This window comes from Bradyrhizobium sp. P5_C11_2 (genome assembly GCF_054049755.1).
In genome coordinates this window covers 1-16253 of the sequence record NZ_JBFULT010000098.1, presented here as the reverse complement: position 1 = coordinate 16253, position 16253 = coordinate 1, and the positions used below count along the sequence as shown (strand labels likewise).

Genomic DNA, 16253 nt, shown 5'->3' with positions numbered 1-16253 from the left:
CTGCCGACGGCTGAGCCGCCGCCGGCTGGGCTTGTTGCTGGGCGGAAACAGGGGATGCGAACCAGGCGGCCGCCAGCATCATGGCTGCGGCAAGGCTTGCTTGGAAAGATGTGCTCTTCATACTTCGGCCCAGTAGCGAATGAGGTTGTGATAGATACCCGTCAATTTGACCGTTTCGGGATCGTCACGCCCGAGCCGTGCCACCAGCGCCTGAATGGCGGTGTCGAGGTCGAAGATCATGCTGCGGGCTTGATCGTCCCGTATCATGCTCTGAAGCCAGAAGAAAGACGCAACCCGTGCTCCCCGGGTCACCGGCGTGACGAGATGCAGGCTGGTCGAGGGATAGAGCACGCAGTCGCCGGCTGGCAACTTGACTTCGTGCGAACCGTAGGTGTCCTCGATCACAAGTTCGCCACCGTCATACTCCTCGGGCTCGCTGAGGAACAGCGTGACCGACAGGTCTGTGCGGATGCGAAGGCCGGTCAGACGGTCGCCGCGGATCGCATTGTCGACGTGGAGGCCGAAATGATGGCCGCTGCTCGCCGCGTAACGGTTGAACAGCGGCGGGAAGATCTGAAGCGGGATCGCCGCCGCCAGGAACCGCGGGTTCGACGTCAACGCCGAAATGATGCGGTTGCCCAGCTTGCGTGCGACCTCGCTGTCCGGAGGCAGCTGCTCGTTGCGCTTGACCATGGCCGACTGCGCGCCCGCGGTGGAACGGCCGTCTTCCCATTCGCCGGCGTCCATGATGCGGCGGAACTCCACCACATCATCTTTGCTCAGGACGCCAGGCAGGCACGTCAGCATGATCAGAACTTCGCTGTCGTCACGAGGTAGAAGGCCCGCCCCGGCGCGACCGCCACGAACGGCACGGCGCTGCGATAGAGCGTGTCGTAATAGAGCTGGTTGGTCAGGTTCTGCGCGTAGAACTTCATGGTCCAGTTCGCGTCGATCTTCTTCTCGACGAACGCGTCGAAGCGCCAATAGCTATGCAGCTCGTTGCCGGTATTGGCCGCAAACGTGCCGCCAAAGACCCTCGAGCGATACACCGCCTGCCCGCCGAGCTCCCAGCCGCCGTCGAACTTGTACTTGGTCAGCATGCTGAACGACTGGTGGGCCACGTTGGCAAGCTGCAGGCCGATGTTGGAGGGGATATTGCTCTGCGTGACCTTCGACTGCATCAGCACGATGCCGCCGAAGATGCTCCAGCGGTCGGTGAGCTTGCCTTCCGCCTCGATGTCGATGCCCTGGATCCGGTAGGCCGCGTTCGAGGTGAGCAGGCCCGCGGCGTTGTTCTCGCGCGCATTGTCCTTCGTCGTCTGGAACAGCGCAGCGCTGACCAGCAGGTGACGATCCACCAGCTCCCATTTGGTGCCGAGTTCGGCCGCCTTGTTGCGCTCGGGCCCAAGCAAGATCGGCGTGTTGAACGGAACGCCACCGTACTCGGTACCGGTCGCATCAAGCTCCGAGCCGAACGGATTGGCGGAGGTCGCATAGGCCGCATAGACGCTGCCGATCGACATCGGCTTGTAGACCAGGCCGACGTTGTAATTGACGAGATCGGCGTTCATTTTCAGATAATTCGGCGAGTTGGTCGACGAGCTCATGTTGTAGCCGTCGTAGCGGACGCCGCCGTTCACGATGATGGTGTCCTGCCAGTTCGCGGTGTCCATGACATAGACGCTGCTGGTGTTGACACCATAGCGCGTCGGATTGCCAACCAGCGACGGCGTGCCGAAGGGAGCGTAGGTGTACTGGGGGGAGTAGAGATTGACCCCGGTGGCGGCACCGTTGCTGGTGAAGCCGGCGCCCGCCAATTCCGCCGCAAGGCCGGCGTAACGGTCGATCGAGATGTTCTCATTCGAATATTCGACGCCGAACACCGCAGTGTGCTTGACCCCGCCGGTGTCGAGCTTGAACGTCGCTTCGTTCTGGTTGGCCCATACGTCCACGTTCTGGTAGCGGCTCTGCGCGCTCGCCGTCGTTGTCCAGAGCAGCGGATTGAGGCTGCTCGTATTCGGATTCTGCGGCAGCGTGCCGATATAGTTGAGCAGCGAGTGCTCGCCGCGCACCTTGCTGCTCAGCGTGATGGCCTCGTTGACCTTGTACTCGATCGTGCCGGTGCCGAAATCCTGCCGCGCGGTCTGGAAATCGCGGTTGAGGAAGCCGTACCAGTTTCCACGCGGAATGCCCGCCGACGTCACCGGGACGTTGCCCTGCTTGTAGTAGGGCACGCCGAAATCGGGGTAGCCGCTGAGGTCGGTATGGACGTAGTTGGTCGTGATCTTGATGTCGTTGGTCGGGGTGTACTTGGTCGAGATGAAGCTACCCCAGCGATCATCGGTCACGTAGTTGCGGCCGGCGACATTGGCATCCTGAAACAGGCCGCCAACGCGCACCGAGAAGGTCGGATCGATGACCTGGTTGACGTCGAGCGTGACGCGCTTGGTCCTGTCGGTGCCGAACTCGGTATCCATCCGCTTGAAGTTGACGTCGCCGGCCTGCTTGGTGACGATGTTGATGGCGCCGCCGGCGGTGCCGCGGCCGGCATAGGACGACGCCGGCCCGCGCAGGATCTCGATCTGCTCGGTGAAGAAGTTCTCGCGGATGGAAACGGCGGGATCGCGGATGCCGTCGATGAAGACGTCGTTGCGCGCGTCGAAGCCGCGGATGAAGAAGCGGTCGCCGAACGCGTTGCCGCCCTCGCCCGATCCCAGCGTCACGCCGGCAGTCGAGCGACCGATCTCCTTCAGCGTCGTGGCGTTCTTGTCCTCGAGCACTTCCTTGCTGAGCACGGTGATGGACTTCGGCGTGTTCAGCAGCGGCTCGGGAAACTTGCCGGAGGCCTGGACGCGGTCGACCTTGTACGGGGCCTCAGGATCGGCATAGGGATTGCGGTCTACGGCGCCGCTGACCGAGCCCGGCGTGACGGCAGCGCCCTGCTGAGCCTGCTGACGCTGGGCTGCGCGGCGTAGCGCGTTGCGCGCGCGGACCTGCTCCGGCGTGGGCTTCGAGGCGGTCGGACGCGGACGCTCGACGGGCGCGTCGACCGTCACCGGCGGCAGATTCGACTGCTGCGCCTGCGCGCCGCTCGACACCGACGCCACTGCGATCAAACTCGCAACGGCCGAGACCGTCTTGCCAGAACCACCCGACGACTTTTCGTCCATCGAATCGTACGCTGCGACCGAACGCAACGACTTCGGTGCGACCACCTGCCCCATTACCAAACGCCCCATCTTCTTGCTCGCTCATTCACTTCGATGAACGATGGGGTGTTGGTATCGGCCGCAAAATAGCGGGTCAATGCGAGCAGCCCGCGAGAACGCTTGAATAAGTCCAGATCAAAACGATTCTAAACTGAACATTGAAATCGTTCTAAATCGAGATTTGGATTCGTTCTAAAGCCGGTGCGAAAAATACTGCAACGGACGGCGTCGCGATCACGACATCAATCGCTGCTCGGCGGCTTCATCAACGAGAACAATTCGTCGACGGTCTGCTGCGCGACCGCGCGCACCCGATCGGTGTTGTCCATGCCGGCGATGTTGACACCCTTCACGACGGCTTTGATCTCGTCGCGGAAGTCGGTGAGGAAGCGCAACGGATCGCGCTGCTCGTTGGCGACGCGCGCGATCAGTCCCGTGATCAAGATCTGACACGCGATCAGCTTGCCGTTCAGCTCGTCCATCCTGCGCCCCCGTTGTGCGAGGCCGATATGACCGATGCTGATTTTCCTGACAACCGGAACACCGTGCGCGCGATTTAGAACCGTTCTCGCCAGGGCAGCGCTCGCTGCCCGTCTCGGCGGATCCGCCGGCATTGCGATATGGGTCCGCCCACACCGCTTCCGAGCATTGCACAAGTTTTGCTCGCAGATCGCTCGCCCCGGGAAAATGCAGCACTGCACACCGCTGCGCCACAAGCTTGCCTAAGCCGTGCAAAGCTTTCCAATTGTTTAGGATTCTCAGCCGATAGTGCTGTTTACACTGGAACTTGGCGTGTATTATACAAGCGCGCTGGAACCCTTTGACTGCCCCACAATTCGTTGGTTTGGGCATACGAGCCGACGCGAGCCGAAATGAAAAAAACACGGCCGATCCTCTGGATTCTGATCATCGCGGCCGTGGCCTCCGCGGGCTATTATGGGTGGCAGAAATTCGCCGGCCCCGAGGCCGGGAAAGCGCAGACCGCTCAAAAGGGTCCGCCGCGCCCGCCCGCCATCCCCGTCAGCGTCGCACCGGTCCAAAAGACCGATTTCCCGGTCTATTTGACCGGCCTCGGTACGGTTCAAGGCTTCAACACCGTCCAGGTGCGGACCCGGGTCGACGGCCAGATCGACAAGATCGCGTTCACCGAAGGCCAGATCGTCAAGCAGGACGATCTTCTGGTCTCGATCGATCCCCGCCCCTATCAAGCCACGCTCGACCAGGCCAAAGCCAAGAAGGCGCAGGACGAAGCGAATCTGGCCAACGCCAATCTCGAACTGCAGCGTGCCATGAAGCTCGGCGAATTCGCGACCGCGCAGCGGGTCGATACCCAGCGCTCGACCGTCGCCCAGCTCACCGCCCAGATCGCCGCCGACGAAGCCTCGATCTCCAACGCCCAGACCCAGCTCGACTACACCCAGGTCAAGGCGCCGATCACCGGCGTCGCCGGCCTGCGCCTGGTCGACATCGGCAACATCGTCAACGCCTCGACGCAGACCGGAATCGTCACGATCTCGCAGGTCGAGCCGATCTCGGTGATCTTCACCGCGCCGGAGGATCAGCTTCCCTACATCACCGAGGGCCAGAAGGCGGGCGCCCTCAAGGTGATTGCGTTCACCACCGACGGCAAGAAGACGCTGGCCGAGGGCAAGCTCGCCGTCATCAACAACCAGGTCGACACGTCCAGCGGGACTATTCGCCTCAAGGCGGTGTTCGACAACAAGGACCACGCGTTGTGGCCGGGCCAGTCGGTTTCGACCCGGCTTCTGGTACGCACTCTGAAGGACGCGACCGTGGTTCCGGATGACGCGGTCCAGCATTCGACCAACGGCCTCTACGCCTATACCGTCAATCAGGACAACAAGGCTGAAGTCCACAAGATCAAGGTCAGCTACGCCATCGACGGCCGGTCGGTCGTCGACGAAGGCTTGAGCCCAGGGCAGCAGGTGATCACCGGCGGGCAATTCAAGGTCCAGCCCGGAAGCCTCGTCTCCACGGCCGTGGCGAGTTCGGACCCGGCCCAGAACAAGGTTCGACAGGAATGAACGCGGGCGGGATTTCGGCACCTTTCATCCGTTATCCCATCGGCACCTCGCTGCTGATGGCCGGCATTCTCTTTGTCGGTCTCGTCGCCTATCCCCTGCTGCCGGTCGCGCCGCTGCCGCAGGTGGACTTCCCGACCATCCAGATCACCGCCAACCTGCCGGGCGGCAGCCCCGAGACGATGGCCTCGTCGGTGGCGCAGCCGCTGGAGCGCCAGTTCGCCCAGATCCCCGGCATCGCCCAGATGACCTCGACGAGCTATCTCGGCACCGCGTCGATCACCATCCAGTTCGACCTCAACCGCAGCATCGACGGCGCGGCCAATGACGTCCAGGGCGCCATCAACGCGGCCAGCGGCCAGTTGCCGAAGAACCTGCCCTCGCCGCCGACCTACCGCAAGGTCAACCCGGCGGACGCCCCGATCCTGCTGTTGTCGGCGACCTCCGAGACGATGCCCCTGACCAGCGTCAGCGACGCGGTCGACGCCCAGCTCGCCCAACAGATCAGCCAGCTCTCGGGCGTGGCGCAGGTCTTCATCGGCGGCCAGCAGAAACCCTCCATCCGCATCCAGATCGACCCGGCCAAGCTCGTCGCCAAGGGCCTGTCGATGGAGGATGTGCGCAGCCAGATCGCGATCACCACGGTCGACAGCCCGAAGGGCAATATCGACGGTCCGAAGCGCGCCTACACGATCTACGCCAACGACCAGCTCACCCAGTCCAAGGACTGGAACGACGTCATCATCGCCTATCGCAACGGCGGCCCCTTGCGGATCCGCGACATCGGCCAGGCGGTCAGCGGCCCCGAGGACGCCAAGCAGGCGGCCTGGGCCAATGGCAAGCGCGGCGTGTTCCTGGTGGTGTTCAAGCAGCCGGGCGCCAACGTCATCGAGACCGTCGACAGGATCAAGGCGACCCTGCCCCGGCTGGTGGCGGCGATCCCGCCCGCGATCAAGATCGAGGTGATCAGCGACCGCACCACGACCATCCGCGCCGCGGTCGAGGACGTCCAGTTCACGCTGCTCCTGACCATCGCCCTCGTGGTCATGGTCATCTTCATCTTCCTGCGCAGTTTCTGGGCGACCGTCATTCCCACCGTCACGGTTCCGCTGGCGCTGCTGGGCGCGTGCGCGCTGATGTGGGTGTTCGGCTATTCGCTCGACAATCTGTCGCTGATGGCGCTCACGATCGCCGTCGGATTCGTGGTCGACGACGCCATCGTGATGCTCGAGAACATCACGCGCTACATCGAGGAAGGCGAATCGCCGATGGCGGCAGCCTTCAAGGGTTCGAAGGAAATCGGCTTCACCATCGTGTCGATCAGCATCTCGCTGGTCGCCGTGCTGATCCCGCTGCTCCTGATGGGCGGCATCATCGGACGCCTGTTCCGCGAATTCGCCGTCGTGCTGGCGATGACGATCTTCGTCTCGATGTTCGTGTCGCTGACCCTGACGCCGATGATGGCTTCGCGCTTCCTGCGCGCCCATGGCGAGGTGAATCACGGCCGATTCTACCAGTGGAGCGAACGCGGCTTCGATGCGATGCTGCGCGGCTATGAATGGGGGCTCGACCACGCGCTGGCCTGGCGCCGCACCACACTCGTGATCTTCTTCGCCACGCTTGCTCTGTCGGTCTACCTGTTCGTCCTGATCCCGAAGGGCTTCTTCCCGCAGCAGGACGTCGGCCTGATCACCGCGACGTCGGAAGCCTCCCAGGACATCTCGTTCGCGGAGATGCAGCGCCGCCAGGTCGAGCTCGGCAAGATCGTGATGGAGGATCCCGATATCGCATCCATCGCGATGAACATCGGCGGCAGCGGCCGGGCCGGCAACAACGGCAACATGTTCATCACGCTGAAGCCGCGCAACGAGCGCGATGCCTCCGCGCAGCAGATCATCGCGCGGCTGCGTCCGAAGCTCGAGAAGGTGTCCGGCGCCCGCCTCTATATGCAGGCGGCCCAGGACGTCCGGCTCGGCGGCCGGCCGACCCGCACGCAATTCGAGTTCACGCTGCAGGACGCCGATCTCGCCGAGCTCAACGATTGGGCGCCGAAGATCCTCGCCAAGATGGCGACGCTGCCGGAGCTGCGCGACGTCGCGACCGACCAGCAGACCCAGGGCACCACGGTTCAGCTCAAGATCAACCGCGATACCGCTGCGCGCTACGGCATCCAGCCGCAGCTGATCGACGACACGCTGTACGACGCCTTCGGTCAGCGCCAGGTCACGCAGTATTTCACCCAGCTCAACACCTACAAGGTGATCCTCGAGATCCTGCCGGAGATGCAGGGCAGTCTCGACAGCCTCAACAAGCTCTATCTGAAATCACCGCTGACCGGCGACCAGGTGCCGCTGTCGACGTTTGCGACCTGGAGCACCGATCCGGTCCGCCCGCTCTCGATCAGCCATCAGGGCCAGTTCCCGGCGATCACGATCAGCTTCAACCTCGCCCAGGGCGTCGCGCTCGGCCAGGCCACCGAGGCCGTGCAGAAGGCGATGGCCGATCTCGGCGCACCGCCGACGCTCAATTCGAGCTTCCAGGGCACGGCGCAGGCGTTCCAGCAGTCCCTCGGCACCGTGCCGCTCCTGATCCTCGCGGCGCTGGTCGTGGTCTATCTGATCCTCGGCATTCTCTACGAGAGCTACATCCATCCGATCACGATCCTGTCGACCCTGCCCTCGGCAGGCGTCGGCGCGCTCGCGATCCTGATGGCGGCCGGCTTCGAGTTCAGCCTCATTGCTTTGATCGGAGTCATTCTGCTGATCGGCATCGTGAAGAAGAACGGCATCATGATGGTCGACTTCGCCATCGCCGCCGAGCGCGACGAGCACAAGACGCCGGAGGAATCGATCCGCCAGGCCGCGCTGTTGCGCTTCCGTCCGATCATGATGACGACGATGGCCGCCCTGCTCGGCGGCGTGCCGCTGATGCTCGGCCACGGTACCGGCGCCGAGATCCGTCAGCCGCTCGGCTACGCCATGGTCGGCGGCCTGATCGTCAGCCAGGCGCTGACGCTGTTCACCACTCCGGTGGTCTATCTCTATCTCGACGAGCTCAACAACTGGTTCTCGGGCTGGGGCCGTTCGGGTGACGGCGAAGGCGAGGAGACGGTCGAGCACGGCACCGTTAAGGAAGCCGCCGAGTAGCAGCTTGCACCGCGCGCCTCGCGACGGTACAGCGATGCCCTCGGTTCACGCCAATGCGGTACGCCATGCCCAAGCAATCCAGACTTGTCGCCCTCGCCGCCGTTGCCCTGCTGTCGACGGGCGCCGCGTATGCCCAGCAAGGCGCCAAGAAGAACGCGGCTCCGGCCGCTCAGCCCGCCCCTGCTCCGACGCAGCAGGCGCAGGCTGACGGCGCCCCGGCGCAGCAGGCCGGCTGGATCGCGCGCTGCACCAGCCCGAGCCGCGACGCGCCGCTCGAATGCGCGATCGAGCAGAACGCGGTGCTGACCAAGACCGGCCAGACCATCGTCCTGATCAACATCCGCATCCCGACCGATACCCGCACGCCGGTGGCGCTGCTGCAATTGCCGCTCGGCCTCAATCTGCCGGTCGGCGCCAAGCTCCAGGTCGACGAGGGCAAGGCGGTCGATCTCCAGATCCAGACCTGTGAAAATCGCGGCTGCTACGCCTCGACGCCGATCGCGCCCGATCTGCTCGCTGCCCTGCGGTCCGGCAAGCAGCTGAAGGTCTCCTTCCAGAACATGGCCAAGGAGACCATCGCGATTCCGATGCCGCTCAACGATTTCGCGGCGGCCTACGACRAGATCAAGTAACGGGGCCTCGCCGTTACTGCCGCAGGTCGATCGTGCCGGCGCAACATCCCCGGCTGCCTGTCGCTGCTGCTCCAGGCCGAGATCGATCACTCCACCCCGAGATAAGCCTTCTGCACCTGCGGGTCCTCCGCGAGCGCCGCCGCCGTGCCCGACAGCACGCTCTTGCCGACCTGGAGCACGGTCGCAAAATCCGAGACTTCCAGCGCCAGCTCGATCGACTGCTCGGCGAGCAGGATGGTGAGACCCTCGCGGTGCAGGCGGCCGAAGGTTTCGTACATGGACTCGACCACCGCGGGCGCCAGCCCAAGTGACGGCTCGTCGAGCATCAGCAATCTCGGATCGCTCATCAGCGCACGCCCGACCGCGAGCATCTGCCGCTCGCCGCCGGACATGGTGCCGGCGCGCTGGTTGCGGCGCTCCTTCAGCCGGGGAAAGATCTCATAGACCCGCTCCAGCAATGCGGCCTTGCGCGACTTGTCGTGCAGCGGCGTCGCCCCTAACATCAGGTTGTTTTCGACGCTCTGCTGCACGAACAGCCGCCAGCCCTCYGGCGACAGCGCGAGCCCCTTGCGCACGATGGCAAAGGCCTGCTGGCCGACGATGTCCTCGCCGCGAAAGCTGATCGTGCCGGAATGCACGGGAATGAGGCCGGCGATGGCGTTCAGCGTCGTGGTCTTGCCACCGCCGTTGGAGCCGAGCAGCGCGACGACGCTGCCCTCGGGCACCTCCAGCGAGACGTCGGAGACACCGATGAGGTCGCCATAGCGCACCTCGAGGTGCTCGATCCTGAGCAGCGCCCCGCTCATAGATCCGGCCCGCCCAACAGTTCGACCGGCGTGTGGCCGGCGGCCGCCTTCGCCGCGCGGGTGCCGAGATAGGCCGCGATCACGGCCGGGTTCGAGGTGACCTCGCGGGGCGAGCCACGCGCAATCTCCTTGCCCTGGTGAAACACCATCACGCGGCTCGCGAGCGACATGATCACTTCCATGATGTGCTCGACGATCACGAGCGTGATGCCGGAACGGTGGATGGCGCGGACGAGATCGATCGCAAGCCTCACCTCGTGCGCGTTGAGGCCGGCCATGGCCTCGTCGAGCAGCAGCACTTTCGGTTCGGTCGCAAGCGCCCGCGCAATCTCCAGCCGCTTGCGGCCGGGCGTGCCGAGCGAGCGCGCCGGCGCATCCGCAAGCCTGCTCATGCCGACGCGCTCCAGCACCGCGCGCGCCTTGGTCTCGGCCTCCTTGCGATGCGAGGTGCGCAGGAAGGCGCCGATCATGACGTTCTCGAGCACCGTCATGCCCTCGAACGTCTGCGGCACCTGGAAGGTCCGGGCGAGGCCGAGCCCGGCGCGCAGCTCCGGCGTGAGGTCGGTGATGTCGCGGCCCTCGAACAGCACATGGCCCGAGGTGGTCTTGAGGTCGCCGGTCAGGCAGTTGAAGAAGGTCGACTTGCCGGCCCCGTTCGGGCCGATCAGGCCGAGAATGTCGCCCTGCTCCAGCGTCACGGAGGCATCGTCCACCGCCTTGAAGCTGCCGAACGCTTTTGTGATCCCGCGCGCCTCAAGGAGCATGGCCTGCTCCCGTCTCGGTGCTCGGCTTGCTGCGCCGCTTGAACAGGCTGAGCAGGCCGCCCGGCTGGAAGCGCGCGATCACCACGATGATCGCGCCATAGAGCACGAAAGTGAGCCCTGCCCCCTTGCCGCCGAGCCAGCTGTTGGAGATCTCCTCCAGCGGCACCAGGATCGCAGCACCCACCAGCGGCCCGAACAGGAGCCCTGCCCCGCCGAGCGCCGCCATGATCAGGATCTTCACCGAGATCAGGATGCCGAGGCCGGACTCCGGATCGACGAAGCCGAACATCATCGCATAGAGCGCGCCGGCGACACTGGTCAGCGCCGCGCTCAGCATGAAGGCGTAGAGTTTTGTGCGGCTCGCAGGCGCGCCGAGCGAGCGCGCAGCGCGTTCGGAATCCTTGATCGCGCGCAGGTAAAACCCCATCCGGCTGTTGGTCATCCACCACGTGATCAACAGCGTGATCACGAGGACGGCGAGGAAGAGATAGTAGTACGGCAGCGACGACAGGAACGAGAGATCGAAGACGTTGCGCGGGACAGTTGGACCGGAGAGCCCGACGGCCGCACCCAGCCAGTCGGTGTTGGTGACGATCAGCCGCATCGTCTCGGCGACCGCGATCGTCGCCATGCTGAAGTAATGCCCCGATAGCCGCAATGTCGGCACGCCGATGATCGCGGCCAGCCCCACCGCGATCACGATACCGCCGGGGATGCCGAACAGCGGCGACAGGCCGAACTTGGCATAGGACCCCATCGCCGCATAGGCGCCGCAGCCGAAGAACACGACATGCCCGACCGAAACCTGGCCGGCGTAACCGCCGACGATATTCCAGGCCGACGCGGCGATGGCATAGAGCAGCACCAGCGCGCCCAGGCGCTGCTGGAACGGCGAGGACAGCAGCAGCGGATAGGCGATCGCAATCGCCGCAACGACCGTGAGCCAGATCAAGCGCCGCATCACATCTTCCCCATCAGGTCTTGCCCATCAAGCCTTGCGGCCGGAACCAGAGGAAGAGCAGAAACAGGACATAGACGACGATGTCCTTGTAGACCGCGCCGATCAGATAGCCGGAGAGCGACTCGATCACGCCGATCAGCAGGCCCGCGACCAGTGCACCCGGCACGCTACCAAAACCGCCGAGCGACACCGTGACGAAGGCGACGATGCCGAGCGTCTCGCCGACCGTCGGCACGATGTAGAAGAAGTTCGCGATCAGCGCGCCGGCAAGGCCGGTGGCGCCAGCCGCGATCGCCCAGGCGATCGCCTGCATGGTGTCGGGGCGGATGCCCATGAGTTGCGCCGCTGTCGCATCCTCCGCCACCGCCAGCATCTTCGAGCCGAGCGAGGTGCGCGTCAGCAGCAGATGCAGGCCCAACGTCACGAGCAGCGCGACGACGCCGGCGAGCAGCCGCGAGGCCTCGATGCGCAGGCCCGCGACGGCAAAGGTGCCGCCGACGATGTTTTGCGGCATCGACAGGAAGTTGGCGCCGAACCACCAGAACACAGAGTAACGTAACAGCAGCGCGAGGCCGAAGGTGCCGAGGATCTGCGCCAGCATCGGCCCTTTCATGATGTCGCGGATCAGGGCGAAATAGACCACGACGCCGACGGTCGCGAGCACCAGCGTCGCCAGCGGTGCGCCGAGGATCGGCCCTCCCCCCATCAAGGTGTAGACGACATAGGCGACGTACATGCCGAGCATGACGAAATCGCCATGCGCGAAATTGACGATGTTCATCATGCCCCACACCAGCGTGAGGCCTGAGGAAAACAGGGCGTAGACGGCGCCAAGCAGAAGCCCGCCGACGACCACCTGCACGAGTACAAAGGACATGAGCCGCGTTGCTCTGATCAAATCACCCTGGGAACGGCGGGACGCGCGGCCCCGCCATCAAGAATTCTCACCAGCCCCTGTAGGGCAGCACCGGCGCCTTCGCGGCACTGGCCTTCGGCCACACCGCGGTATAGTTCTCTCCGTCCTGGAGCTGGATGATGAGGCCGGAGGCGAGAATGTTCTGGCCCTTGTCGTCGAACTTCACGCCCTTGTAGCCCATCATCAACTGTTCGGGCTTGAGGTCTGTGGCCTTCAGCGCCGCCTGGATCTTTGCAGGGTCGGTGGAGCCGGCGCGGTCGATGGCGTCGGCGAGCACGAAGAAGCCCTGCATCTGACGGCCGACCGTGTCGTCCATCTCCTCGCCGCTCTTCTTCTTGTACATGTCGGCGATGATGGCTGATGGTGAGCCGGCCGGCCCCACCGACCATGACGAACGGTTGAAGACGCCTTGCGAGATCTTGCCGACCGCCTTGATGAAGGACGGATCGGAATAGCCGGCGTCGTCGGCGAGCAGCACGGGCGGTTTGTAGTCGAGCGACTGCATGGTCTTCGCGAACAGGATGGCGTCCGACGTGTAGCTGATCATGATGATGACGTCGGGCTTCTTGTCCTTGAGCTGGAGCACCTGTCCCTGCAAATCGGTCGCATTGACGGGATAGGCGACGTCGAGCGCGATCGCCTGGCCCTTGTCCTTGAAGGCCGTGCCGATCGTGTTCGCGACCGAGGTGCCGTATTCGGTATTGTCGTGAACCAGTGCGATGCTGTCGGTCTTGGCGCCCTGCGCCTTGATGTCGGCGAGGAAATCGACATAAGCCTTCGCKAAATCGGTCGCGATCGGCGTGGTGCGGAAGAACCATTTGAAGCCGCGCTCGGTGAGATTGGCGGCGACCGATTCCGAATTCAGATAGGGGATGCCGTATTTCTCGGCGATGGCGCTCGAGGTCAGCGTGATGCCGGACTGGTAGGCGCCGAACACGGCCGCCACCTTCTCCTCCGTGATCAGGCGCAGCGCCTGGTTCTGGCCCGTCGCCGGGTTGCCCTGGTTGTCGGCGAACACGATTTCGATCTTGGCGCCGCCGAGGCCGGCAAGACCTGCGTTCTTCGCCAGCGGCAGATTGCCGAGCTCGGGATGCGCGTTGTTGATGATGTCCATCGCGACTTCGAGCGCCGCCTTGGCATGCGCGCCGATCGAGGCGGTGCCGCCGGACATCGGCAGGATCGCGCCGATCTTGACGACCTTGTCCTCGGCTCGCGCGCCGGCGGCGAGCGCAAGGGACATCGCGGCCGCGCAAAGCAGCCCGGTGACGTGCTTCAATGTCATGAAATCAGACCTCCCAAAGGGTTTCCCCAACCAAGATTTTTTGGAAAGCTTGGGCTGAGCGCCCGCTTCCGTTTGATTATGCCTGGCGGCGGGAGGATGGCATGCCGGTCGGTCACCGGCAAGGTGAAACGGATTGCCACGATGCTGCATGCGTAAGTGAGTTTCGCAACGCCAGCCCAGCGCGCGAAGTCGTAGCCCGGGTGAGCGAAGCGATAGCCGGGATCGCGGCGGCAGCATTCCCGGATGTCGCTGCGCTCATCCGGGCTACGGGTATCGCTTGCTCTGTTCTGCCCGGCTCAATCAGGCATCGCTTGCCCTCAACAGCGTCGTGAAGCCGCCATAGATCATGCGCTTGCCGTCGAACGGCATGCCGTCCAGCTTCAGCCGCGGGTCCGCCATCACCTTCTTGTTGACGGCGTCGCGGGTCTCGCGGTCGCGGTAGACGATCCAGGAGAACACCACGATCTCGTCCTCCTTCGCCATCACCGCGCGCGGAAACGAGGTGAGTTCACCAAAGGGCACGTCATCCCCGATGCACTCGACGTAATCGAGCGCACCGTGCTCCATCCAGACCGCGCAGGCCGTCTTTGCCAGCGCCTTGTAGGGCTCGATCTTGTCCTTGGGCACGGCCAGCACGAAACCATCGACATAGGGCATCACGGATCTCCTTGGGTTGTGTGTCCCAAGGACGCTGGGGCGCACGGCGATCCGACCGGAAGCGCCGATTTTCAGATGAGACAAACCGCCGCGAGCAGAACCGGGCTTTGCGGCGCGCGGCTCCGGATGCGGGGCGAACTGTGAATTCGGGGAAAGGCGCCGGAATTGGCTGGGGAACCTGGATTCGAACCAAGACAAACAGAGTCAGAGTCTGTTGTGCTACCGTTACACCATTCCCCACCGAAGCGCTTGAAATCGCTAAGCTTTCTTCGGAAGTTTTGCGAGGCTGGCTGAATGTTTTGCAAATCAGCGGCTCGCAGGCCGCTCATATAGCCGCGCTGACCTTCGCGGTCCAGTCCTTCTGTGAACAACGTCAGCCCGTTCTCGCTGCGTTCACACCCTGCAAAACGGCGTGCACGCCCTCACCCGCCGCAGCGACATCCGCACTGGTCGCTAATCGCGGCAGATCGCCGATCGACCATGCACAGCCCCCCTCAGGCAGCCTCACGCCGGTACAGCGGCCGCGACGGATCTGGTTTTCCTTCGCGGCTGTAGAAGATCGATCGGCGCCCCCGGTCGATCCATTGCTGGGCCGTGAATTCAAACGCGAGCGCGACCGCGGTGGATGAGAGCAGGATGCCCGCGGTCTGAAGCAGAATTCGCCAATGGCTCAAGCTGTGCGGATCGGTCAGCGTGATCGGGTCAAAGAGCCGCAAATTGATCGCGATCTGTATAAAGAGAAAGTGCGAGAGATAGACTCCATAGGACGCGTCGCCCAGTGCGGTCGACAGCGGCCCATTGATCCGCTTGAAGAGCGTCGGAATCACGATGCAGGTTACGAGAACCAGCGGCACCCCCTGAACGATGCCGCCATGAAAGTCGACGTCGGCATAATGGTCGCCCAGGAGATAGAGGCTGTAGAGACCGGCGAGCCAGTAGCCCGCACGCGTCGACCAGGTCAGGCGATCCCGCAACGAAAACAGCAAAACCCCCGTGCCGAAATAGCYGATCTGGCTGAAGAACGGGAAATAAGCCCATTGCCATTCGCAGAAGTGAAGGATGATCATCTTGATCGCGAAGGCAGCGACCACCAAGCCGGCGAGCCGCTTCCCATTGAGCAAAAGCAGGGCGGGCAGCAGCGCGTAGAAGACGAGTTCCGCGCTGATCGACCATGCCTGCGGAACCAACAGGTACGTGGTGCTGTGCATGACCGAATAGAGATCGAGACCCAGCAGCGACAGGTTGATCAGATACGGCGGCGTGTCCGTGCGGAAGGAATTGAAGATGCCGCTTTCGTTCGCCGRATTCCACCAATGGAGAGCGAACGTAGCCATCAAGACCGTGAAGTAGAACGGATAAAGCCTCGCGAAGCGGCTGGCAATGAACGCAGCAGGCCGTCCCGGATAGTGCCGCTCATAGGCAGCGGCCATGTAGAAGCCACTGATGATGTAGAAGACTTCTACCGCGGCCAGGCCTCCGATCGTCTGATGAAGGACGCCAAACTGGCAGTGAAATCCGACAACGATCGCCGCCAGCAGAAAACGAACAGACCCCATTGGCCCCCACATCCCTTGGTAGAGGCGAACCTAAACCGACGATTAGAATTGAACAAGCGGCCGCCGCCCTCGGAGCGCTCATCGGCATGCGGCGGCCGGGCTCCATGTCTGGATGGAAGCCGCGGGACCATCCCCATTGGCACGCGTGGTTCGAACGCCAGCGCGGCCTCCAAACATCCCGACGCACACGTCACCGCACGAGATGCGCGACAATTCGCAGCAGTTGCATCACCCGATCGCGGGATCGGGACCCGACCATTCCGCCCAAAGCACCCCCTACTA

Annotated in this window: 13 protein-coding genes and 1 tRNA gene; 3 read left to right on the top strand and 11 right to left on the bottom strand. The window is 63.8% G+C overall.

The window, feature by feature from the left end; genetic code table 11:
- Positions 1-117 precede the first annotated feature (117 nt).
- The 3 genes from ACXJL8_RS12630 to ACXJL8_RS12620 all read right to left on the bottom strand — a co-directional run bounded on the left by ACXJL8_RS12630 (position 118) and on the right by ACXJL8_RS12620 (position 3691).
- Positions 118-807, bottom strand: coding sequence for a Fe2+-dependent dioxygenase (locus tag ACXJL8_RS12630; RefSeq protein WP_456618739.1), 690 nt, complete (start codon positions 805-807; stop codon positions 118-120).
- Between the two features lie 2 nt (positions 808-809).
- Positions 810-3224, bottom strand: a complete 2415-nt coding sequence (locus ACXJL8_RS12625; protein WP_456618811.1) for a TonB-dependent receptor — start codon at positions 3222-3224, stop codon at positions 810-812.
- A gap of 227 nt (positions 3225-3451) precedes the next feature.
- Positions 3452-3691, bottom strand: coding sequence for a hypothetical protein (locus tag ACXJL8_RS12620; RefSeq protein WP_456618740.1), 240 nt, complete (start codon positions 3689-3691; stop codon positions 3452-3454).
- Positions 3692-4081: 390 nt separating this feature from the next.
- Between ACXJL8_RS12620 and ACXJL8_RS12615 the strand changes: the two genes are divergently transcribed.
- The 3 genes from ACXJL8_RS12615 to ACXJL8_RS12605 all read left to right on the top strand — a co-directional run bounded on the left by ACXJL8_RS12615 (position 4082) and on the right by ACXJL8_RS12605 (position 9029).
- Positions 4082-5254 (top strand): efflux RND transporter periplasmic adaptor subunit, encoded by a 1173-nt coding sequence (locus tag ACXJL8_RS12615; RefSeq protein WP_456685062.1) that lies wholly within the window; start codon positions 4082-4084, stop codon positions 5252-5254.
- Positions 5251-8397: a multidrug efflux RND transporter permease subunit gene (locus ACXJL8_RS12610; RefSeq protein WP_456618742.1), complete on the top strand. Its 3147-nt coding sequence runs from the start codon at positions 5251-5253 to the stop codon at positions 8395-8397. The genes ACXJL8_RS12615 and ACXJL8_RS12610 overlap by 4 nt, the downstream gene beginning before the upstream one ends.
- A 65-nt stretch (positions 8398-8462) precedes the next feature.
- Positions 8463-9029, top strand: a complete 567-nt coding sequence (locus ACXJL8_RS12605; protein ID WP_456685061.1) for an invasion associated locus B family protein — start codon at positions 8463-8465, stop codon at positions 9027-9029.
- Between the two features lie 86 nt (positions 9030-9115).
- Here ACXJL8_RS12605 and ACXJL8_RS12600 read toward each other — a convergent pair whose 3' ends face one another.
- From ACXJL8_RS12600 to ACXJL8_RS12565, 8 genes are all read right to left on the bottom strand, one after another.
- Positions 9116-9835, bottom strand: coding sequence for an ABC transporter ATP-binding protein (locus ACXJL8_RS12600; protein WP_456618744.1), 720 nt, complete (start codon positions 9833-9835; stop codon positions 9116-9118).
- Positions 9832-10599: an ABC transporter ATP-binding protein gene (locus ACXJL8_RS12595; RefSeq protein ID WP_456618745.1), complete on the bottom strand. Its 768-nt coding sequence runs from the start codon at positions 10597-10599 to the stop codon at positions 9832-9834. Before ACXJL8_RS12595 ends, ACXJL8_RS12600 begins: the two co-directional genes overlap by 4 nt.
- On the bottom strand, positions 10589-11560 hold the full coding sequence (locus ACXJL8_RS12590; protein ID WP_456685060.1) for a branched-chain amino acid ABC transporter permease: 972 nt from the start codon (positions 11558-11560) through the stop codon (positions 10589-10591). The genes ACXJL8_RS12595 and ACXJL8_RS12590 overlap by 11 nt, the downstream gene beginning before the upstream one ends.
- 13 nt (positions 11561-11573) lie before the next feature.
- Positions 11574-12437 (bottom strand): branched-chain amino acid ABC transporter permease, encoded by an 864-nt coding sequence (locus tag ACXJL8_RS12585; protein ID WP_456618747.1) that lies wholly within the window; start codon positions 12435-12437, stop codon positions 11574-11576.
- Between the two features lie 67 nt (positions 12438-12504).
- A complete protein-coding gene (locus ACXJL8_RS12580; protein WP_456685059.1) occupies positions 12505-13758 on the bottom strand; it encodes an ABC transporter substrate-binding protein in 1254 nt (417 codons plus the stop codon).
- Positions 13759-14058: 300 nt separating this feature from the next.
- A complete protein-coding gene (locus ACXJL8_RS12575; protein WP_456618749.1) occupies positions 14059-14415 on the bottom strand; it encodes a DUF1428 domain-containing protein in 357 nt (118 codons plus the stop codon).
- A 166-nt stretch (positions 14416-14581) separates the two neighbouring features.
- Positions 14582-14655 (bottom strand) — tRNA-Gln (locus ACXJL8_RS12570).
- Positions 14656-14909: 254 nt separating this feature from the next.
- Positions 14910-15971: an acyltransferase family protein gene (locus ACXJL8_RS12565; RefSeq protein ID WP_456685058.1), complete on the bottom strand. Its 1062-nt coding sequence runs from the start codon at positions 15969-15971 to the stop codon at positions 14910-14912.
- Positions 15972-16253 lie beyond the last annotated feature (282 nt).

Excerpts from the sequence above, each read along its gene's own strand:
- ACXJL8_RS12630 (WP_456618739.1), bottom strand. The coding sequence starts at position 807 with ATGCTGACGTGCCTGCCTGGCGTCCTGAGCAAAGATGATGTGGTGGAG.
- ACXJL8_RS12625 (WP_456618811.1), bottom strand. The coding sequence starts at position 3,224 with ATGGGGCAGGTGGTCGCACCGAAGTCGTTGCGTTCGGTCGCAGCGTAC.
- ACXJL8_RS12620 (WP_456618740.1), bottom strand. The coding sequence starts at position 3,691 with ATGGACGAGCTGAACGGCAAGCTGATCGCGTGTCAGATCTTGATCACG.
- ACXJL8_RS12615 (WP_456685062.1), top strand. The coding sequence starts at position 4,082 with ATGAAAAAAACACGGCCGATCCTCTGGATTCTGATCATCGCGGCCGTG.
- ACXJL8_RS12610 (WP_456618742.1), top strand. The coding sequence starts at position 5,251 with ATGAACGCGGGCGGGATTTCGGCACCTTTCATCCGTTATCCCATCGGC.
- ACXJL8_RS12595 (WP_456618745.1), bottom strand. The coding sequence starts at position 10,599 with ATGCTCCTTGAGGCGCGCGGGATCACAAAAGCGTTCGGCAGCTTCAAG.
- ACXJL8_RS12590 (WP_456685060.1), bottom strand. The coding sequence starts at position 11,560 with ATGCGGCGCTTGATCTGGCTCACGGTCGTTGCGGCGATTGCGATCGCC.
- ACXJL8_RS12585 (WP_456618747.1), bottom strand. The coding sequence starts at position 12,437 with ATGTCCTTTGTACTCGTGCAGGTGGTCGTCGGCGGGCTTCTGCTTGGC.
- ACXJL8_RS12575 (WP_456618749.1), bottom strand. The coding sequence starts at position 14,415 with ATGCCCTATGTCGATGGTTTCGTGCTGGCCGTGCCCAAGGACAAGATC.